21 protein-coding genes are annotated in these 20,122 nt (G+C 63.5%); 11 read left to right on the top strand and 10 right to left on the bottom strand.

Features of this window, described 5'->3' with window-relative positions:
- Positions 1 to 352: 352 nt before the first annotated feature.
- The 4 genes from coxB (at position 353) to NRG23_RS18860 (ending at position 4,785) form a co-directional block, all read left to right on the top strand.
- Entirely contained in the window at positions 353 to 1,480 is a 1,128-nt protein-coding gene (gene coxB, locus NRG23_RS18875; protein WP_009046263.1) for a cytochrome c oxidase subunit II, read from the top strand.
- 82 nt (positions 1,481 to 1,562) lie between these two features.
- On the top strand, positions 1,563 to 3,164 hold the full coding sequence (gene ctaD, locus NRG23_RS18870) for a cytochrome c oxidase subunit I (protein ID WP_009046264.1): 1,602 nt from the start codon (positions 1,563 to 1,565) through the stop codon (positions 3,162 to 3,164).
- A gap of 144 nt (positions 3,165 to 3,308) precedes the next feature.
- Positions 3,309 to 3,863, top strand: coding sequence for a cytochrome c oxidase assembly protein (locus tag NRG23_RS18865; protein ID WP_009046265.1), 555 nt, complete (start codon positions 3,309 to 3,311; stop codon positions 3,861 to 3,863).
- Positions 3,864 to 3,897: 34 nt separating this feature from the next.
- Positions 3,898 to 4,785: a cytochrome c oxidase subunit 3 gene (locus tag NRG23_RS18860; RefSeq protein WP_009046266.1), complete on the top strand. Its 888-nt coding sequence runs from the start codon at positions 3,898 to 3,900 to the stop codon at positions 4,783 to 4,785.
- An 8-nt stretch (positions 4,786 to 4,793) separates the two neighbouring features.
- On the opposite strand, the gene NRG23_RS18855 is transcribed toward NRG23_RS18860, so the two are convergent.
- A complete protein-coding gene (locus tag NRG23_RS18855) occupies positions 4,794 to 4,997 on the bottom strand; it encodes a twin transmembrane helix small protein (RefSeq protein WP_257371645.1) in 204 nt (67 codons plus the stop codon).
- 69 nt (positions 4,998 to 5,066) lie between these two features.
- Between NRG23_RS18855 and NRG23_RS18850 the strand changes: the two genes are divergently transcribed.
- From NRG23_RS18850 to NRG23_RS18830, 5 genes are read left to right on the top strand one after another with little or no spacing between them, the layout of a single operon-like run.
- On the top strand, positions 5,067 to 5,807 hold the full coding sequence (locus NRG23_RS18850) for an SURF1 family protein (RefSeq protein WP_041987860.1): 741 nt from the start codon (positions 5,067 to 5,069) through the stop codon (positions 5,805 to 5,807).
- Entirely contained in the window at positions 5,773 to 6,366 is a 594-nt protein-coding gene (locus NRG23_RS18845; RefSeq protein WP_110175219.1) for a hypothetical protein, read from the top strand. Before NRG23_RS18850 ends, NRG23_RS18845 begins: the two co-directional genes overlap by 35 nt.
- A gap of 10 nt (positions 6,367 to 6,376) precedes the next feature.
- Positions 6,377 to 7,456 carry a heme A synthase gene (locus tag NRG23_RS18840; protein WP_007924313.1) on the top strand — a complete coding sequence of 360 codons (1,080 nt, stop codon included), beginning with the start codon at positions 6,377 to 6,379 and terminating at the stop codon, positions 7,454 to 7,456.
- Complete coding sequence (gene cyoE / locus NRG23_RS18835) at positions 7,444 to 8,343, top strand: heme o synthase (protein WP_009046269.1); 900 nt, start codon at positions 7,444 to 7,446, stop codon at positions 8,341 to 8,343. Before NRG23_RS18840 ends, cyoE begins: the two co-directional genes overlap by 13 nt.
- Complete coding sequence (locus tag NRG23_RS18830; protein WP_009041520.1) at positions 8,340 to 8,975, top strand: SCO family protein; 636 nt, start codon at positions 8,340 to 8,342, stop codon at positions 8,973 to 8,975. The genes cyoE and NRG23_RS18830 overlap by 4 nt, the downstream gene beginning before the upstream one ends.
- Positions 8,976 to 9,164: 189 nt before the next feature.
- Here NRG23_RS18830 and NRG23_RS18825 read toward each other — a convergent pair whose 3' ends face one another.
- The 7 genes from NRG23_RS18825 to zur form a co-directional block, all read right to left on the bottom strand.
- Positions 9,165 to 9,938 (bottom strand): MetQ/NlpA family ABC transporter substrate-binding protein, encoded by a 774-nt coding sequence (locus tag NRG23_RS18825; protein ID WP_007924308.1) that lies wholly within the window; start codon positions 9,936 to 9,938, stop codon positions 9,165 to 9,167.
- A 55-nt stretch (positions 9,939 to 9,993) separates the two neighbouring features.
- A complete protein-coding gene (locus NRG23_RS18820) occupies positions 9,994 to 10,668 on the bottom strand; it encodes a methionine ABC transporter permease (RefSeq protein WP_009046271.1) in 675 nt (224 codons plus the stop codon).
- A complete protein-coding gene (locus NRG23_RS18815; RefSeq protein ID WP_210476110.1) occupies positions 10,668 to 11,675 on the bottom strand; it encodes a methionine ABC transporter ATP-binding protein in 1,008 nt (335 codons plus the stop codon). Before NRG23_RS18815 ends, NRG23_RS18820 begins: the two co-directional genes overlap by 1 nt.
- 313 nt (positions 11,676 to 11,988) lie before the next feature.
- Entirely contained in the window at positions 11,989 to 12,702 is a 714-nt protein-coding gene (locus NRG23_RS18810) for a PA5502 family lipoprotein (protein WP_009046273.1), read from the bottom strand.
- Between the two features lie 37 nt (positions 12,703 to 12,739).
- Complete coding sequence (znuB, locus tag NRG23_RS18805) at positions 12,740 to 13,528, bottom strand: zinc ABC transporter permease subunit ZnuB (RefSeq protein ID WP_009046274.1); 789 nt, start codon at positions 13,526 to 13,528, stop codon at positions 12,740 to 12,742.
- Complete coding sequence (gene znuC / locus NRG23_RS18800; RefSeq protein ID WP_038635633.1) at positions 13,521 to 14,312, bottom strand: zinc ABC transporter ATP-binding protein ZnuC; 792 nt, start codon at positions 14,310 to 14,312, stop codon at positions 13,521 to 13,523. Before znuC ends, znuB begins: the two co-directional genes overlap by 8 nt.
- Positions 14,312 to 14,794: a zinc uptake transcriptional repressor Zur gene (gene zur, locus NRG23_RS18795; protein ID WP_007924301.1), complete on the bottom strand. Its 483-nt coding sequence runs from the start codon at positions 14,792 to 14,794 to the stop codon at positions 14,312 to 14,314. Before zur ends, znuC begins: the two co-directional genes overlap by 1 nt.
- A gap of 57 nt (positions 14,795 to 14,851) precedes the next feature.
- Here zur and NRG23_RS18790 point away from each other — a divergent pair, with 57 nt between their 5' ends.
- A complete protein-coding gene (locus NRG23_RS18790; protein ID WP_009046277.1) occupies positions 14,852 to 15,781 on the top strand; it encodes a zinc ABC transporter substrate-binding protein ZnuA in 930 nt (309 codons plus the stop codon).
- A gap of 74 nt (positions 15,782 to 15,855) precedes the next feature.
- Here the strand turns inward: NRG23_RS18790 and NRG23_RS18785 are convergent, their stop codons facing one another.
- Both NRG23_RS18785 and NRG23_RS18780 read right to left on the bottom strand, forming a co-directional pair.
- Positions 15,856 to 16,806, bottom strand: a complete 951-nt coding sequence (locus NRG23_RS18785; RefSeq protein ID WP_028683571.1) for a homoserine kinase — start codon at positions 16,804 to 16,806, stop codon at positions 15,856 to 15,858.
- A 62-nt stretch (positions 16,807 to 16,868) separates the two neighbouring features.
- Complete coding sequence (locus tag NRG23_RS18780) at positions 16,869 to 17,156, bottom strand: DUF2782 domain-containing protein (protein WP_007924295.1); 288 nt, start codon at positions 17,154 to 17,156, stop codon at positions 16,869 to 16,871.
- Between the two features lie 74 nt (positions 17,157 to 17,230).
- Between NRG23_RS18780 and polA the strand changes: the two genes are divergently transcribed.
- Positions 17,231 to 20,029 carry a DNA polymerase I gene (polA, locus tag NRG23_RS18775; RefSeq protein WP_257371635.1) on the top strand — a complete coding sequence of 933 codons (2,799 nt, stop codon included), beginning with the start codon at positions 17,231 to 17,233 and terminating at the stop codon, positions 20,027 to 20,029.
- Positions 20,030 to 20,122: the final 93 nt, after the last annotated feature.

Genomic DNA, 20,122 nt, shown 5'->3' with positions numbered 1-20,122 from the left:
GCAATTAATTAGGGAAGACATAAGTTAGCCTGCTCACGAAATCGCTTAAGACGTATTTCTCATAATTATTTCATGGTTAGTCGTCTGAGTTATATCGCTTCGCCATCATTCATCCCCTATCCCTTTCCAACCGTGGCCTATAAGGCCGCGGCAAACTGTTTCAGTGGATTTACGGCACCGCGTTGCGAGGTCGAAGTCGCTGTCTATACTCGGGGCTGTATGAAGTTAGCTGATGACGCCCGACTGCATGTGCAGCGAAGGCTCGGCGGTTTAAGTTCGTAGTCTGGGCAGCCGATCCCTTGGCCGCAGGTGAAAGCCGGCGGGATAACAAGAACGATAAGGGGAACCCGCAATGATGCGACATCCACAAGTCTGGATGGGCCTCCTGTTGTGGTCGGTATTCAGCCAGGCGCATGGCGCCTGGACCGTGAATATGGCGCCTGGAGCGACTGATATAAGTCACGCGGTATTCGACCTGCACATGACCATCTTCTGGATCTGTGTGGTGATCGGCGTCATTGTCTTTGGCGCCATGTTCTGGTCGATGATCGTGCACCGCCGCTCCACCGGCCAGGTGGCCGCCAAGTTCCACGAAAGCACGACGGTGGAAATCCTCTGGACGGTGGTGCCGCTGCTGATCCTGGTGGCCATGGCCGTTCCCGCCACCGCAACCCTGATCAAGATGTACGACGCCAGTGAGCCGGATGTGGACATCCAGATCACCGGCTATCAATGGAAGTGGCACTACAAATACCTGGGCCAGGACGTCGAGTTCTTCAGCAACCTGACCACGCCCGCCGAACAGATTCACAACCAGAGTGCCAAGGGCGAGCATTACCTGCTGGAAGTCGATCAGCCGCTGGTGCTGCCGATCGGTGCCAAGGTGCGCTTTCTGGTGACCTCCGCCGACGTCATCCATTCCTGGTGGGTCCCGGCCTTCGCGGTCAAGCGCGATGCGATCCCCGGTTTCGTCAACGAAGCCTGGACCCGGGTCGACAAGCCCGGCCTGTATCGCGGCCAGTGCGCCGAGCTGTGCGGCAAGGACCACGGTTTCATGCCGATCGTGGTCGATGTGAAGACCCAGGCCGACTACGACACCTGGCTGGGCGAACGCAAGGCCGAGGCCCTCAAGCTCAAGGAACTGACCAGCAAGGAATGGACCCTCGAAGAGCTGGTGGCCCGCGGCGACAAGGTCTACCACACCACCTGCGTGGCCTGTCACCAGGCCGAGGGCCAGGGCCTGCCGCCGATGTTCCCGGCGCTCAAGGGCTCGAAGATCGCCACCGGGCCGGTGGCGGATCACCTGAACATCGTCTTCCACGGCAAGCCCGGCACCGCCATGGCGGCTTTCGGCAAGCAGCTGTCGGAAGTCGACCTGGCAGCGGTGGTCACCTACGAACGTAACGCCTGGGGCAACAACAAGGGCGACATGGTGACGCCCAAGGATGTCCTGGCTCTGAAACAGGCGGAAAGCAAATGACCCGGTCCATTGCGTGTTCCCGCAGCCGCTCGGGGCGTGCTGCCCTCGATCATCCAGCCCAACCGTTTACAGGAGACAGGCCATGAACGCTGTGAGCGATGAGCACGGTCATGCAGTCGTTGGCGATCATGACCATACCCACGGCCCCGCCAAGGGCCTGATGCGCTGGGTGCTGACCACCAACCACAAGGACATCGGCACCCTGTACCTGTGGTTCGCCTTCTCCATGTTCCTGCTCGGCGGCTCGTTCGCCATGGTGATCCGCGCCGAGCTGTTCCAGCCCGGCCTGCAGATCGTGCAGCCGGAATTCTTCAACCAGATGACCACCATGCACGGCCTGGTGATGGTCTTCGGCGCGGTGATGCCGGCCTTCGTCGGCCTGGCCAACTGGATGATCCCGCTGATGGTCGGCGCGCCGGACATGGCCCTGCCGCGGATGAACAACTTCAGTTTCTGGTTGCTGCCGGCGGCGTTCCTGCTGCTGGTCTCGACCCTGTTCATGCCCGGTGGCGGACCCAACTTCGGCTGGACCTTCTACGCCCCGCTGTCCACCACCTACGCGCCGGAAAGCGTGACCTTCTTTATCTTCGCCATCCACCTGATGGGCATCAGCTCGATCATGGGCGCGATCAACGTGATCGCCACCATCCTCAACCTGCGCGCCCCCGGCATGACCCTGATGAAGATGCCGCTGTTCGTCTGGACCTGGCTGATCACCGCGTTCCTGCTGATCGCGGTGATGCCGGTGCTGGCCGGCTGCGTGACCATGATGCTGATGGACATCCACTTCGGCACCAGCTTCTTCAGTGCCGCCGGTGGCGGTGATCCGGTGCTGTTCCAGCATGTGTTCTGGTTCTTCGGCCACCCCGAGGTGTACATCATGATCCTGCCGGCCTTCGGCGCCGTCAGCGCAATCATCCCGGCGTTCTCGCGCAAGCCGTTGTTCGGCTACACCTCGATGGTCTACGCCACGGCGAGTATCGCCTTCCTGTCGTTCATCGTCTGGGCGCACCACATGTTCGTGGTCGGCATTCCGCTGGTGGGCGAGCTGTTCTTCATGTACGCCACGATGCTTATCGCGGTGCCGACCGGGGTCAAGGTCTTCAACTGGGTCAGCACCATGTGGCAGGGCTCGCTGACCTTCGAGACGCCGATGCTGTTCGCCGTGGCCTTCGTGATCCTGTTCACCATCGGCGGCTTCTCCGGGCTGATGCTGGCCATCGCCCCGGCGGACTTCCAGTACCAGGACACCTATTTCGTGGTCGCGCACTTCCACTATGTACTGGTGCCGGGCGCGATCTTCGGCATCTTCGCCTCGGCCTATTACTGGCTGCCGAAGTGGACCGGGCACATGTACGACGAAACCCTGGGCAAGCTGCACTTCTGGCTGTCCTTCGTCGGCATGAACATGGCGTTCTTCCCGATGCACTTCGTTGGCCTGGCGGGGATGCCGCGGCGGATCCCGGACTACAACCTGCAGTTCGCCGATTTCAACATGGTGTCGTCCATCGGCGCGTTTACCTTCGGCGCGACGCAGATCTTCTTCCTGTTCATCGTCATCAAGTGCATCCGTGGCGGCCAACCCGCACCGGCCAAGCCCTGGGACGGTGCCGAAGGGCTGGAGTGGAGCGTGCCGTCGCCGGCGCCTTACCACACCTTCACCACGCCACCGGAAGTGAAATGAACAGCCTGCAGCGATACCCGCTGACCTCCTCCTGTAGGAGCGAGCTTGCTCGCGATAGCCACGAAGTGGCGCGCTATCAGCCTCATCGAGTCATCGTTGGTGATTTTTTCGCGAGCAAGCTCGCTCCTATAAGGGGGCGCGCTCATGGCTGAGATCTCGATGAAGAAGCTGGTCACCCGTCTGTTGCTGGTGGTGGCGGCGATGTTCGTCTTCGGTTTTGCCCTGGTGCCGATCTACGACGTGATGTGCAAGGCGCTGGGCATCAACGGCAAGACCGGCGGGCAGTATTCCGGCGAGCAGCAGGTGGATGTCTCGCGCCAGGTGCGGGTGCAGTTCCTGTCGACCAACGCGATCGACATGGTCTGGGACTTCTACCCCAAGGCCGACGACATCGTGGTCCATCCGGGCGCGGTGAACGAGATGATCTTCATCGCCCGCAATCCCAGCGACCGCCCGATGAGCGCCCAGGCGATCCCGAGCATTTCGCCGAGCAGCGCCGCGATGTATTTCCACAAGACCGAATGCTTCTGTTTCACCCAGCAAGTGCTGCAGCCCGGTCAGCAGATCGAGATGCCGGTACGTTTCATCGTTGACCGCGACATGCCCAAGGATGTGAAGCACCTGACGCTGGCTTACACGCTGTTCGATATCACCGCGCGTCATCCACCGGTGGCCGTGAGCACCAACACCGGCGGTTAAGACGTTCAAGCGTGCCCGATAAGGAGAACAATAAATGGCAACTCATGAGCATTATTACGTTCCCGCCCAGAGCAAGTGGCCGATCATCGCCACCGTGGGCATGTTCGTTACCGTGTTCGGCCTGGCCACCTGGTTCAACGACCTCAAGGCCGCGCGCCCGGAATCCCATGGCCCGCTGATTTTCTTCGTCGGTAGCCTGTTGCTGGCCTACATGCTGTTCGGCTGGTTCGGCGCGGTGATCAAGGAAAGTCGCGCCGGCCTGTACAGCGCCCAGCTGGATCGCTCGTTCCGCTGGGGCATGAGCTGGTTCATCTTTTCCGAAGTGATGTTCTTCATCGCCTTCTTCGGCGCGCTGTTCTACGTGCGCCAGATCGCCGGCCCGGCCCTGGGTGGCGAAGGCAGCAAGGGCATCGCGCACATGCTCTGGCCGAACTTCGAGTTCGTCTGGCCATTGCTCGAAAACCCCGATTCCAAGCTGTTCCCGCCGCCCAAGGAAGTCATCAGCCCCTGGGGCCTGCCGCTGCTCAACACCGTGCTGCTGGTGAGTTCCAGCGTCACCGTGACCATCGCCCACCACGCCCTGAAGAACGGCCATCGCGGCGCGCTGAAAATCTGGCTGGCGATCACCGTGTTGCTGGGTTGTGCCTTTCTCGGCTTCCAGGCCGAGGAGTACCTGCACGCCTACCACGAGCTGGGGCTGACCCTGGGTTCGGGCATCTATGGCGCCACCTTCTTCATGCTCACCGGCTTTCACGGTGCCCACGTGACCATCGGCACGCTGATCCTGTTCGTGATGCTGATGCGCATCATGAAGGGGCACTTCGACGCCGAGCATCAGTTCGGTTTCGAGGCGGCCAGTTGGTATTGGCACTTTGTCGATGTGGTGTGGATCGGCTTGTTTGTCTTCGTCTACGTGCTCTGAGCGCGGGGTTACCAGGGCGCGTGCGACACCAGCTGGCCGCTGAAGAAGCCCCAGGCGATCAAGCCGACGGTGAGCGCGGCCAGGCACACACGCACGGTCAACGACCTGACCAGGCGATGGGAGCTGCTGTCGTCCTTGACCAGAAAGAACAGGCCGCTGAACAGGCTGATGAGCGTGGCGATCAGCAACAGGGCGATTGCCGCTTTAAGCATGGTGGGCTCCAGGGGAAACGCGATGCGCTTGAGTATAGCCAGTCGATCTCGCCACTTTCGGGCGCTGCCATGAACGGCTTTCGCCCGGGCGTGCTGCCGACCCTGGTGGTGCTGGCGTTGCTGCCGGTACTGGTGACGCTCGGGTTCTGGCAACTGGGCCGGGGCGAACAGAAGCGCGAGCTGCTGGCCAGCTACGCGGAACGGCGGGTGGCCGAGCCTTTGAGCGTGGATGAGCTGCAGGCTGCCCCTGATCCGGCGTTCCGCCGGGTGCGAGTGCATGGCAGCTTCGATGCAGCCCACAGCCTGCTGCTGGATAACCGCATGCACGAAGGCAAGGTCGGGGTCGAGCTGCTGCAACCCTTTCTCGACCAGGCCAGCGGCCAATGGCTGTTGCTCAACCGTGGCTGGCTGCCCTGGCCGGACCGGCGCACGCCACCGGCGTTCAGTACCCCCGAACAACCTCTGGACCTCGACGCCTGGGTCTATGTCGCTCCCGGCGCGACCTTTCAACTGCATGCCGATCCGCGCAATGCCCAGTGGCCGCGGCTGGTGACGACGGTCGATCCGGCCAGGCTCTGGAGCGAGCTGGGACGCAGCGGCTTTGCCTACGAGCTACGCCAGGAGGCTGGCCCGGGCGCCTACCTGACCGAATGGCCGGTGGTGGCCATGGGGCCGGAAAAACATCTGGGCTACGCCGTGCAGTGGTTCGCCATGGCGCTGGCCCTGTGCGCTTTGTACCTCTATCTCGGATGGCATAACGCAAGGGAGAAACACCATGGGAGCGGCCATGAATCCACCCAACATTTCTGAGGCCCAGGCGCCGCACAACCGGCGCCGCGGACGCTGGCAGCTGCTGCTGATCGTGGCCATGGTGATCGGCCCGATGATCCTCGCCACCGGCATGTACAAGTTGCAGTTCTGGGTGCCGGAAAGCCGCAGCTACCACGGTGAGCTGATCGGCAACGGCCAGAGCCGCGCCGACATCGGGGTCCAGGCCGACGAGACGCGCTGGCAGATCCTGGTCACCGCACCCAGGGACTGCGCGGTGGATTGCCAGCAACTGGTGTACCTGGCGCGGCAGATCCAGATATCCCTGGGCCGCGACGCCTCCCGGGCCAGCCACGCCCTGGCCGCCGCCCAGCCGCTGGACACCGATTACCAGGCCAAGCTGCAGCGCGAGTACCCGCAACTGCAACGCTACCCACTGGACCTGCCGACCTTCACCAAGGGCGCCAGCGACCAGGGCGCGCCGCTGCTGTGGATAGTCGACCCGCACGGTAACCTGGTCCTGCGCTACGACGCCCGGGTCAAGGGCAAGGACCTGCTCAACGACCTGCGCCATCTGCTGAAACTGTCGAACATCGGATAAGGGCATCGTCATGGCCAAACCTGGATTTCGCCTCGCCTTGTTTGCCACCTTGCTGGCACTGATCGTGGTGCTGCTCGGCGCCTATACCCGGCTGACCCACGCCGGCCTCGGCTGCCCGGACTGGCCGGGGTGCTACGGCTTCATCAGCGTGCCGAAAAGCGAAGCCCAGCTGGCCCATGCCGAGCTGCATTTTCCCGACACCCCGGTGGAAGCCCACAAGGGCTGGAACGAGATGATCCACCGCTATTTCGCCGGTACCCTGGGCCTGTTGATCGTATTGCTGGCGGCACGCTCCTGGACCCATCGGCATCATCCCGGGCAACCATTGAAGTTGCCGCTGTTCCTGCTCTCGGTGGTGTTCGCCCAGGCCTTGTTCGGCATGTGGACGGTGACCCTCAAGCTGTGGCCGCAGGTGGTCACCGCGCACCTGCTGGGCGGCTTCGCCACCCTGAGCCTGCTGTTTTTGCTGACGCTGCGCCTGTCCGGGGTGCTGCCGGCGCTGATCGTGCCGCGCCGCCTGCAGTACTGGGCCACGGCCGGGCTGGTGCTGGTGATCGGGCAGATCGCCCTGGGCGGCTGGGTCAGCTCCAACTACGCGGCGGTGGCCTGCATCGACCTGCCGACCTGCCACGGCCAGTGGTGGCCGGCGGCGGATTTCGCCAACGGTTTTCACCTGACCCAGCACATTGGCCCCAACTACCTGGGCGGGCAGCTCGACAGCGACGCCCGCACCGCCATCCACTTGACCCATCGTATCGGTGCGCTGCTGGTGACCCTGGTGTTGCTCGGCCTGGCCTGGCAACTCAAGCATGTGGGCATGACCCGCCTCGCCGGGTTGGTGCTGGTGGCGCTGGCGGCGCAGATCGGCCTCGGCATCAGCAATGTGCTGTTCCACCTGCCGCTGCCGGTGGCCGTGGCGCATAACGCGGGTGGCGCGGCGCTGCTGCTGACCCTGGTGCTGGTCAACTATCACGCCCGTACCAGCCTGGTCCGCGCCCGCTCGCACCTGCCGCTGGGCTGGCGCCTGAGCCCGCGCAAACACGCCGCCGGGCCCATCACTATTAAAGGAGAAATGCCATGGCGACTCTGATCGGCGAGCGTCACCGCCAGGCGATCTGGCGTGACTACCTGGAGCTGACCAAACCCAAGGTGGTGGTGCTGATGCTCATTACCTCGCTGGTGGGCATGTTCCTCGCCACCCGCGCCGGGGTGCCGTGGACGGTGCTGGTGTTCGGCAACCTGGGCATCGCCCTGTGCGCCGGTGCGGCGGCAGCGGTGAACCATGTGGTGGACCGGCGGATCGACGCGGTCATGGCGCGCACCCACAAACGGCCGCTGGCCGAAGGCCGGGTATCGCCGCCGGCGGCGCTGGGTTTCGCCCTGCTGCTGGCCATCGCCGGGCAAGCCTTGCTGCTGGCGTTCACCAACCCGCTGACTGCCTGGCTGACCCTGGCATCGCTGCTCGGTTATGCGGTGATCTACACCGGTTTCCTCAAGCGGGCGACCCCGCAGAACATCGTGATCGGCGGTCTGGCCGGGGCTGCGCCACCGCTGTTGGGCTGGGTCGCGGCCACCGGCCATGTGACGGCCGAACCGCTGCTGCTGGTGCTGATCATCTTCGCCTGGACCCCGCCGCACTTCTGGGCCCTGGCCATTCACCGCAAGGAGGAATACGCCAAGGCCGACATCCCGATGCTGCCGGTGACCCACGGCGAGCATTACACCAAGGTGCATATCCTGCTCTACACCTTCGCCCTGCTGGCGGTCAGCCTGCTGCCCTATGCGATCCACATGAGCGGCCTGCTCTACCTGATTTGTGCCCTGGGCCTGGGCGCGCGCTTTCTGCAATGGGCCTGGGTGCTGTACCGTGGCAGTCGGCCGCACGCGGCGATCAACACCTTCAAGTACTCTATTTATTACTTGTTCCTGCTGTTTATCGCGCTGCTCGTAGACCACTACCTATTGTTGAACCTATGACTCGAACTCAGAAAACCGTCTTTATTCTCGTGGCGCTGGTGGCCCTGGTGCTGGGGCTCACCGTCAACAAAGTGCTGACCGGCAAGAACCAGGGGGACCCGACCGCGCTGATCGACGCCGGGATCATCCTGCTGCCCCAGAGCCGCAACCTGCCGGATGTGAAGATGACCGACCAGGAAGGCCAGCCGGTGGTGCTCAATGAGCTCAAGGGCAAGTGGAGCCTGCTGTTCTTCGGCTACACCTTCTGCCCGGACATCTGCCCGACCACCCTCGCCCAGCTGCGCCAGATCAAGAGCGAGCTGCCCAAGGAGGCGGTGGACAACCTGCAGGTGGTGCTGGTCAGCGTCGACCCGAACCGCGATACGCCGCAGCAGCTGAAACAGTACCTGGGCTACTTCGACAAGGACTTCAAGGGCCTGACCGCGACCTCGGTGGCGGATGTGCAGAAGCTCGCCAATGCGGTGAGTATCCCGTTCATTCCGGCGGATACCAGCAAGCCCAACTACACCGTCGACCACAGCGGCAACCTCGCGGTGATCGGCCCGGACGGCACCCAGCGCGGCTTCATCCGCGCGCCGCTGAACAACCAGAAACTGGTGGCCCAGCTGCCGGTGATGTTGCAGCGCAAGTAGTCCGGGACGCCTGAGTCCTGTAGCCGCTGCCGCAGGCTGCGATAAGGTGCGGAGCACCTTCCGAGGCCCTCAAGAGCGCGTCTCCTGCGGAGCCGATCGCAGCCTGCGGCAGCGGCTACAGGGGGCGCGGTAGGCAACTGAAACGAAACGGGGCGCCTTGAGGCGCCCCGTTTGTGTTTCTGTAACCGATCAGAACGCCGGAACCACGGCGCCTTTGTACTTCTCGAGAATGAATTGCTTCACTTCGGGGCTGTGCAGGGCGGCAACCAGTTTCTTCATGGCGTCCGAATCCTTGTCGTCAGGACGGGCCACCAGGATGTTCACGTAAGGCGAGTCCTTGCCTTCGATCACCAGGGCGTCCTTGGACGGGTCCAGCTTGGCTTCCAGGGCGTAGTTGGTGTTGATCAGCGCCAGGTCGACCTGGGTCAGCACGCGCGGGATGGTCGCGGCTTCCAGCTCACGGAATTTCAGGTCCTTGCTGTTCTCGGTGATGTCTTTGACCGTGGACAGGATGTTGTTGGAATCCTTGAGCTTGATCAGGCCGGCCTTGGCCAGCAGCAGCAAGGCGCGGCCGCCGTTGGTGGCGTCGTTGGGGATCACCACGTTGGCGCCACCTGGCAGTTCTTCGAGCTTCTTGAACTTGTTGGAGTAGGCGCCCAGCGGCTCCAGGTGCACGCCGGCGACGCTCACCAGGTGGGTGCCCTTGGCCTTGTTGAACTCATCCAGGTACGGCTGGTGCTGGAAGAAGTTGGCGTCCAGGCGCTTTTCGGCGACTTGCACGTTCGGCTGGATGTAGTCGGTGAAGACCTTGACCTTCAGGTCCACGCCTTCCTTGGCCAGCGCCGGCTTCACGAATTCGAGGATCTCGGCGTGAGGCACCGGAGTGGCGGCCACGGTCAGGGTGTCAGCGGCGTGCGCGGAAAACGCGGCAACGGCGGCGAAAGCGACGAGTAGTTTTTTCATCCAGCTAGCTCCTTGTGAGGCGCCCGGTGCCGGACGCCTGCCGGCCAGGGCCGACTTATTTTCGGGAAAAGTGCACCACCAGCTTGTCGCCGACGGTTTGCAGAACTTGAACCAGCACCAGCAACAGCACCACGGTGACCACCATCACATCGGTCTGGAAGCGCTGGTAACCGAAACGGATCGCCAGGTCGCCGAGACCGCCCGCGCCTACCACGCCCGCCATGGCGGTGTAGGAAACAAGGGTAATCGCTGTCACGGTAATTGCCGCGAAAATACCCGGACGGGCTTCCGGCAGCAGGGCGTTGGTGATGATCTGTCGGGTGGTCGCGCCCATCGACTGGGTAGCTTCGATGATGCCGCGGTCCACTTCGCGCAGGGCGGTCTCCACCAGGCGGGCGAAGAACGGCGTGGCGCCGACCACCAGGGGCGGGATCGCGCCGGCGACACCCAGCGAGGTACCGGTGATCAGCACGGTGAACGGGATCATCACGATCAGCAGGATGATGAACGGCAGCGAACGCAGGATGTTCACCATCAGCGACAGCAGGGCGTAGAGGCTCTTCTGCTCCAGCAGTTGGCGCGGGCTGCAAAGGAACAGCAGCACACCCAGGGGCAGGCCCAGCAGCACGGTGAACAGCAACGAACCACCGAGCATCAGCAGGGTGTCGCCGGTGGCCAGCCAGATTTCGTACCAGTCGATATTGGCGAAGAAACTTGTCAGCAGTTCCATTAGCGCAGCACCTCCATATGGACGTCCGCCGCGGTGAAGTGGGCGAAGGCCGCCTCCATGTCACCGCCGGTGATAGCCAGGGTCAGTTGCCCGTAAGGGACGTCTTTGATGCGGTCGATGCGGCCGGCGAGGATGCTGTAGTCCACCCCGGTTTCGCGGGCCACGGTGCCCAGCAGCGGCGCGTAGGTGGCGTCGCCCTGGAAGGTCAGGCGCACGATGCGCCCCGGTACGTGGGCGAAGTCGTCGCGCTGTTCGCTTTCGTCGATCTGCTCGTCTTCCTGGACGAAACGCTTGGTGGTCGGGTGCTTGGGATGCAGGAACACCTCGGCCACCGAACCCTGCTCGACGATCACCCCGGCATCCATCACCGCCACCTGGTCGCAGACGCGACGGATCACGTCCATCTCATGGGTGATCAGCACGATGGTCAGCTTCAGTTCGCGGTTGATCTCGGCCAGCAGTTGCAGGACCGACGCGGTGGTCTGCGGGTCCAGGGCGCTGGTGGCTTCGTCGCACAGCAGGATCTTCGGCTTGGTCGCCAGGGCGCGGGCGATGCCGACGCGCTGCTTCTGCCCGCCGGACAGTTGGGCTGGATACTTCTTGGCGTGATCGGACAGACCGACGCGGGCCAGCAGCTCGGCGACGCGCTGGTCGATCGCGCTGCGCGACAGCTCGCCGGCCAGGGTCAGCGGCAGCGCGACGTTGTCGGCCACGGTCTTGGAAGCCAGCAGGTTGAAGTGCTGGAAGATCATCCCGACCTGCTGGCGGAAGCGGCGCAGGCCGTTGGCGTCCAGGGCGGTGACTTCCTCGTCGTCGACGATGATCTTGCCGCCGCTGGGGTTTTCCAGGCGGTTGATCAGGCGCAGCAGGGTACTTTTACCCGCGCCGGAATGGCCGATCAGGCCAAATACCTGGCCATTCTCGACCTTCAGGCTGGTCGGATGCAGGGCGGGAATATCCTTACCGGCGACCCGGTAGGTTTTATGGACGTTTTGAAACTCGATCACGTAGCGAACCTTGTGGGGCGCGTTAGAAAAGGATCAGCGGTTAGCCGGGCGCGCATTTTAGCCTGTCCGTATAGAGGTTCTTAGCATTTATTTTGTATTCATCCTTCGATTTGGCAATAACGCGATCAAAGGTTATGGCACCGGCTCTGGGAGCGGGAGCCCAAGGCGATTGCGGCGAGATGTTTGTTTAGGAGCACAGCTTGCGTGCGATGGGGACGCCACGGTCATCTGTAGTACCGCGTTATCGTTCATCGCGGGCAAGTCGGATCGCCGCCCGCTTGCTCCTACAGACGCGGGTTTGCGGGCGATGGGCTTATTGGGGCTTGCGCGGGCTCAGCACCATCTGTGCCGGGACGTGGCGCAGGATCTGCCGCTCGATCTGCAGGTCGAACTCACCGTCGAGCTTCTTCACCCGCTTGCTCAGCAGGGTCTTCAGCCAGGGGTAATCCTCGGTGCGTGGCGCCTGGATGCTCACGTCGCACTGGTAATTCACCACATCGGCGGCGATCGCATCGAGTTGCCGACGCAGTTGCTTGATATCGCTGAGGTTCAGCGCAATGGTGGTGCTCTCGGCGGCCGGGTCGATCAGCTTGGCTGGCGGCCGGGCTTCAGCGGCCTTGAGCGCGGCTTCGGCTTTTTCCAGCTCGGCTTTACGGGCCTGGGTGATGGCGCCATCGACGCCACCGGTCAGGGCCGGTGCCTTGGGCATTAGCGCGCGGGCGCGGCTCAGGGCCGTGGCGGCGGCGTTGACATCACCCTTTTGCAGCACGATCTGGCTGCGCTGCAGGTAGGCTTCGGCCAGCTGGCGCTGGTATTGCTCGAGCTGCGGGTCGTTGGGCGACTGGGCCTGCAAGGCGCTCAACTGGTCTTCGGCGGTGGCCAGTTCACTGCTGGCGATATTTTGCTGCAGCTGTGCGATGGCCGTGGCGCGGGCGTCGGGCACTTCAGCCGGCGGCGTGCTCTGGCAGGCGCCCAGCAGCAGGGAAAATGCGACAAGGAGCAGATAACGGGAGGCGAACGGCTTCATTCCTGCGACTCTCTAATTGCGCAAAAAGCGAGCAAGTCTACACCCCTCGACGGGGCAGGACAAAACTCAGCAGAAACAATGCGGCCGCCGTGACCACAATCGACGGCCCCGCGGGGGTGTCCTTGAACCAGGACAACGCCAGCCCGCCACAGACCGCGAGTATGCCCAGCAGGCTTGCACCCAGCGCCATCTGCTCCGGGGAACGGGCGTGACGTTGAGCCGCAGCCGCCGGGATGATCAGCAGCGAAGTGATCAGCAACACCCCGACGATCTTCATCGCCACCGCGATCACCACCGCGATCAACAGCATCAGCGCCAGGCGCAACGACGCCACCGGCAAGCCTTCGACCCTGGCCAGCTCCTCGTGCACGGTGATCGCCAGCAACGGCCGCCACAGGGCCACCAACAGCAGCAGGACCGCGGCGCTGCCGCCGAGAATCCACGCCAGGTCGCCGGGGCTGATCGCCAGCAGATCGCCGAACAGATAGGCCATCAGGTCGATCCGCACGTCATGCATGAAGCTTAGTACCACCAGCCCGAGGGAGAGCGTACTGGGGGCGAGAATCCCCAGCAGCGTATCGGAAGCCAGCGGCTGGCGTTGTTGCAGGGTGACCAGCAGCACCGCCAGCAACAGACAGCCGACGGTCACCGCCACCGCCGGGCTGACATCCAGCAGAAAGCCCAGGGCCACGCCGAGCAAGGCGGCGTGGGACAGGGTGTCGCCGAAATAGGCCATGCGCCGCCAGACCACGAACGATCCCAGGGGACCTGCCACCAGCGCTAGCGCCAGGCCTGCGAGCAGGGCGTAGAACAGAAAATCAGCCATGCTTGCAGCTATCTCCGTGAACATGAACATGAACGTGACCGGCCGCGGCCCCGGTGACGACCGAGCCGTGCAGATCGTGGGCGTGGTCGTGATGGTGGTGGTAGATCGCCAGGCTCGGCGCGTTCTGGCCGAACAGCTCGACGAAGGCCGGGTCGCCGCTGACCTGTTCCGGGTGGCCGGAGCAGCACACGTGGCGATTGAGGCAGACCACCTGATCGGTGGTGCTCATCACCAGGTGCAGGTCGTGGGAGACCATCAGCACGCCGCAGCCGTGGCGATCGCGCAAACGGGTGATCAGGCTGTACAGCTCGGCCTGGCCGGCGACGTCCACGCCTTGTACCGGCTCGTCCAGTACCAGCAGTTCCGGCTCGCGCAGCAGGGCGCGGGCCAGCAGCACACGCTGCATTTCGCCGCCGGAAATGCTCTGCACCGGGCTGTCGATCACCTGTTCGGCGCCGACTTCGTTCAGCGCGGCCAAGGCTGTCGCGCGGTCCACGCCGGGCACCAGGCGCAGGAAGCGCAGCACCGACAGCGGTAAGGTCGGATCGACGTGCAGCTTCTGCGGCATATAGCCAACCCGCAGCTTCGGCTTGCGCCAGACGCTGCCGCTGTCGGGCTTGAGCAGGCCGAGCACGGCGCGCACCAGGGTGGTCTTGCCGGCGCCGTTGGGGCCGATCAGGGTGACGATCTGCCCTGGTTCGACACTGAGCTGGATGTTGTCCAGCACGCTCTGCCCGGCAAAGGTCACCGCGACCTGGTCGAGGCGGATCAAGGCAGTGCTCATCAAGCCCCCTGGCAACCCGAGCAGAGGCCGACCACTTCAACGGTCTGGCCTTCGACGACAAAGCCGACATCGCGGGCGCTGCTGATGATCGCGTCGCTGATGGATTTCTGTTCAAGCTCGATGGCGGCGTGGCAGACGCGGCAGATCAGGAACTGGCCCTGGTGCGCGTGTTCCGGGTGGTTGCAGCCGACGAAGGCGTTGAGCGAGGCGATGCGGTGCACCAGGCCGTTTTCCAGGAGGAAATCCAGGGCGCGGTACACGGTTGGCGGCGCGGCGCGACGACCGTCCTGTTCGCTGAGCACGGCGAGGATGTCGTAGGCACCCAGTGGTTTGTGGCTTTGCCAGACCAGCTCCAGCACCCGCCGACGCAGGGCGGTCAGGCGCAGGCCTTGGCGCGCACACAGGGCATCGGCCTCGGACAGCGCGCTGTGCACGCAGTGAGAGTGGTCGTGGGGGCGACTGGCGAGGGGGGTTTTAGGCATGAGCGGCGACGATAATTGTGAGAGACGTTATTATGTTACCCGTTCTCGCCTCTTCGAGTGGTCATCGTGTCCCGACTTTTTGCCCTTTTTGTCGCTTTTACCGCCAGTTTGTTCGTGATCAGCTCGGCCCAGGCCGAGGTCCGGGTCCTGACCAGCATCAAACCCCTGCAATTGATCGCCGCCGCCGTCCAGGATGGCATCGCCGTGCCCGAGGTTCTGCTGCCGCCGGGTGCCTCGCCGCACAACTATGCGCTGCGCCCTTCCGACGTGCGCAAAGTGCAGTCGGTGGAGTTGCTGTACTGGATCGGCCCGGACATGGAGAGCTTCCTGCCGCGGGTGCTCAAGGGCCGCACGTTGCCATCGCTGGCGGTGCAGGATCTGCCAGGCCTGAAACTCCGTCATTTCGCCGAAGATAACCACTCGCACGCTGAAGAAGCCGACGAACATGATCACGATCATCGTCCGGGCAGCCTCGATGCGCACTTGTGGCTGTCGCCGGTCAACGCGCGGGTCATCGCCGACCGCATGGCGGCCGACCTGAGCGCCGCGGACCCGGCCAATGCTGCGCGTTACCAGAGCAACGCCAAGGCTTTCGACGCACGCCTGGATGCCCTGGATGCCCGTTTGAAAACCCGCCTGGCGCCAATCGCCGGCAAGCCTTACTTCGTCTTCCACGAAGCCTTCGATTATTTCGAAGACGCTTATGGCCTCAAGCACGCGGGCGTGTTCAGCGTCGCGGCCGAGGTGCAGCCGGGCGCGCAGCACGTAGCGGCGATGCGCACGCGCTTGCAGGAAGTCGGCAAGACCTGTGTCTTCAGCGAGCCGCCATTGCGCCCGCGCCTGGCCGAAACCCTGGTGGCGGGCTTGCCGGTGAAGCTGGCGGAGCTCGATGCGCTGGGCGGCTACACCCCGGCCTCCGCGCAGGGGTACGAGCAGGTGTTGGAGAAGCTGGGCAACGATCTGGCGGGTTGCCTGGAATCGCTGTAAAGGCGGCTGACGCTATCGCGGGCAAGCCTCGCTCCTACAGGGGATCGTAGGTGCGAGGCTTGCCCGCGATGCTTTCAGATGGCGAACGGCAATGGCGTGCTGACCTGCTGGCGCTGGGCCAGGCGCAGCTGGAACTCCATCGGGTCGTGAATCAGCACGTCCTGTCCGGCGAAGGACTCGGCGGCGATCAGGCGTGACAGCCAGAAGCGCACGCAGGCCACCCGCAGCATGGTTGGCCACAGCTCGGCCTCGGCGGTGGTGAACGGGCGCAGGGTCGCGTAGGCGCCCAGCAGGGCCCGGGCGCGCGAGCCGTCGAGCAGGCCGTCGGCGTCGGAACACCAGTCGTTCAGGGCAATCGCCACGTCATACAGCATCGGCCCGGAGCAGGCGTTGTAGAAGTCGATCAGCCCGGTCAGGTGCGTGCCTTCGAACATCGCATTGTCGCGGAACAGGTCGGCGTGGATATTGGCCCGTGGCAGCGCGAGGATCTTCACCTTCTGTTCGGCGATTTCATCCAGCGCCCGCTGCAGCAGATCCCGCGCCTGCGGATCGAGATGCGAGAGCATCTGCGAGCCTTCTTCCTGCATCCAGTCCAGGCCACGATCGGTCTTGCGCTTGATCATGTTGTCCTTGGTCGCCAGGTGCAGGTGAGCGAGCAGCTCGCCGACCTGCGCGCAATGCTGGGCATTGGCTTCCTTGATGTGCTTGCCGGCCAGGCGCGGCTGCAGCAGCGCCGGCTTGCCGGCCAACTCGCGCAGGGCCACGCCGTCGGTGGTGCGCAGGGCGTAAGGCACCGGCAGGTCGGCGTCGTGCAGCACGTCCAGCAGTTCGATGAAGAACGGCATTTCCTGGACCGGGCCGCGCTCGACCAGGGTCAGGACGAACTCGCCCTGTTCCAGGCTGATGAAGAAGTTGGTGTTTTCGCTACCAGCGGCAATCCCCTGGAAGTCAAGCAGGCGGCCGAGCCCGTAAGGGGCGAGAAAGGTTTCCAGCTCGGGCCGAGCCAGGGGAGTAAACACAGACATGGTTAAAAACTGCCAGTACGGGCGCCGCTGTCGAGCCAGCGCCGGTTGAAGTTAGGAGTGGTTTACCACTCGAAAATTTTCCACGCCGGAATCAGCATATCCGGCTGGTCCGAACGAATGAAGTTGCCATCGGAACCGTCGGCGCGCACCAGAAAGTAGGGTTTGCCAACCTTCGGCGTGACCTTGATGGCGTACAGGAAACCGTTCTGGCGGTACTCCTGGATGGTCTTGTCGCCTTCCGTGCGAATGGTCACTTCCGGATCCGCCGATGGCGCATCCTCCGCCGCAATCACGGCCATCGGCGCGATTGCAATCAGGCTGGCCAGCAGCAAGCGATTTAGTGTGCGCATGATAACCTTGTCCCTTTGTCGTCAACGGTCCCGCTATTCTAGCGCCGGACCCGCCGAAAAGGTTGATCCTGCTCATGAGCCAAGCCCCCCTCGTCCTGGTGGACGGTTCGTCTTACCTGTACCGCGCCTTCCACGCGCTGCCACCTTTGACCACTTCCAAAGGCATGCCGACCGGTGCGGTCAAGGGCGTGCTGAACATGCTCAAGAGTCTGCGCAAGCAGTACCCGGACAGTCCGTTCGCCGTGGTGTTCGACGCCAAGGGCGGGACCTTCCGCGATGACATGTACGCCCAGTACAAGGCCAATCGCCCGAGCATGCCCGACGACATGCGGGTGCAGATCGAGCCGTTGCACGCCAGCGTGATCGCCCTGGGCTTTCCGCTGCTGTGCGTCGAGGGCGTCGAGGCGGACGACGTGATCGGCACCCTGGCCCGCAGCAGCGCGGCGGCCGACCGGCCGGTGGTGATCTCCACTGGCGACAAGGACATGGCGCAGCTGGTGGATGGGCACATTACGCTGGTCAACACCATGTCCGGTAGCAGCATGGACGTGGAGGGCGTGAAGGAGAAATTCGGCGTCGCTCCCGAGCAGATCATCGATTACCTGGCGCTGATGGGCGACTCCTCTGACAACATTCCGGGTGTGCCGGGCATCGGCCCGAAGACCGCTTCCGGCCTGTTGGTGGGGGTCAACGGTGGCCTGAACGAGCTGTATGCCCAGCTCGATATCGTCCCGAGCCTGCCGATTCGCGGGGCCAAGACCCTGCCGGCCAAGCTCGAAGAGCACAGGGAGATGGCTTTCCTCTCCTATCAGTTGGCGACCATCAAGGTCGATGTGCCGCTGGATATCGGCCTGGACGACCTGCACCTGGGCGAACCGGACCGCGACAAACTGCTCGAGCTGTACAGCCTGCTGGAGTTCAAGAGCTGGCTCGACGAGCTGCAGCGCGATGCCAAGCGCCTGGAGCTGAGTGTCGCCGCCTCTGAGCCGGTGGCCGACTTGTTGACTCAGGTCGAGATCGAAGTGCCGGTGGTTGTCGAAGCGCAGTACGAAACCATCCTCGATCAGGCGCGTTTCGATATCTGGCTGGAGAAACTGAAGAACGCCAAGCTGTTCGCCTTCGATACCGAAACCACCGGTATCGACGCCCAGCAGGCGCAGCTTGTGGGGCTGTCCTTCGCCGTGCAGGCCAACGAAGCGGCTTATATTCCGCTGACCCACTCTTATATCGATGTGCCGGAGCAACTGGATCGCGACACCGTCCTGCGGGCCCTGAAGCCGATTCTCGAAGACCCGAACAAACTCAAGGTCGGCCAGCACGCCAAGTTCGACATGAACATCCTGGCCAACTGCACCATCGGCGGCGATCAGGCCAACGGCATCACGGTGCGCGGGGTCGCCTTCGACACCATGCTCGAGTCCTATGTGCTCAATTCCACGGCTACCCGGCACGACATGGACAGCCTGGCGGAGAAATACCTGGGCCACACCACCGTGAGCTTCCAGGACATCGCCGGCAAGGGCGCCAAGCAGCTGACGTTCGACCAGATCGCCCTCGAGCAGGCCGGGCCTTATGCGGCGGAAGACGCCGATGTGACCCTGCGTCTGCATCAGGTCCTGCATGAAAAACTGGCTGCGATCCCGAGCCTGGCCAGCGTGCTCAGCGATATCGAAATGCCCGTGGTGCCGGTACTGGCGCGGATCGAGCGCCAGGGAGCGCTGGTGGATGCCGACCTGCTGCGTGTGCAGAGCATCGAACTCGGCGACAAGATGGTGGAACTGGAGCGTGAAGCCTTCGAGATCGCCGGCGAAGAATTCAACCTCGGCTCGCCCAAGCAGTTGGGGGTGATTCTCTATGACAAGCTCGGCCTGCCGGTGCTGAAGAAAACCGCCAAAGGCCAGCCGTCCACTGCTGAAGAAGTGCTGGCCAAGCTGGCGGAGGACGACTACCCGCTGCCCAAGGTGCTGATGCAGTACCGCTCCATGAGCAAGCTCAAGAGCACCTACACCGACCGCTTGCCGGAGCAGATCAACCCGCGTACCGGGCGGATCCACACCTCCTACCATCAGGCGGTCGCGTCTACCGGGCGTTTGTCTTCCAGCGATCCGAACCTGCAGAACATCCCGGTGCGTACCGCCGAAGGCCGGCGTATCCGCCAGGCCTTTATCGCGCCGCCTGGCTACAAACTGCTGGCGGCTGACTATTCGCAGATCGAACTGCGGATCATGGCGCACCTGTCCCGCGACGAAGGGCTGCTGAATGCCTTCCGCAATAACCTCGACGTGCACACGGCAACCGCGGCCGAAGTATTCAAGGTCGAGCTCAAGGACGTCAGTTCCGATCAGCGCCGCAGCGCCAAGGCGATCAACTTCGGCCTGATCTACGGCATGGGCGCGCAGAAGCTCGGCAAGGACATTGGCGTCGATACCAAGACCGCCAAGGCCTATATCGACACCTACTTCGCCCGCTATCCCGGCGTGCGCGAATACATGGATCGCACCCGCGCCCAGGCTGCGGAACAGGGTTATGTGGAAACCCTGTTCGGGCGCCGCCTGTACCTGCCGGAGATCAACTCCAACAAGCCGCAGGAACGCGCCGGCGCCGAACGTACGGCGATCAACGCGCCGATGCAGGGCACGGCGGCCGACATCATCAAAAAGGCCATGGTGGCGGTGGATAACTGGCTGGCGACCTCAGGCCTGGATGCCAAAGTCATCCTGCAGGTGCACGACGAACTGGTGCTGGAAGTGCGCGAAGACTTGGTGGACCAGGTAAGCGAGGAGATTCGCGGCTACATGAGCAAGGCCGCGACCCTGGATGTGCCGCTGCTGGTCGAGGTCGGGGTGGGCAGCAACTGGGATGAGGCGCACTGAGGCGAGAACGCAGCACTTTGGCCGCGGCATAGTGCCGCGGCGAAGGCTGGCGAAGAGCTATTAGTGCGGAAAATTTCATCGACTATTGCCAAT

Origin of the sequence: Pseudomonas sp. T8 (genome assembly GCF_024610635.1) — a bacterium.
Taxonomy (GTDB): Bacteria; Pseudomonadota; Gammaproteobacteria; order Pseudomonadales; family Pseudomonadaceae; genus Aquipseudomonas; species Aquipseudomonas chlororaphis_I.
Note: the sequence above shows the minus strand (reverse complement) of the source record. Positions and strands in the feature narration are given on the sequence as shown.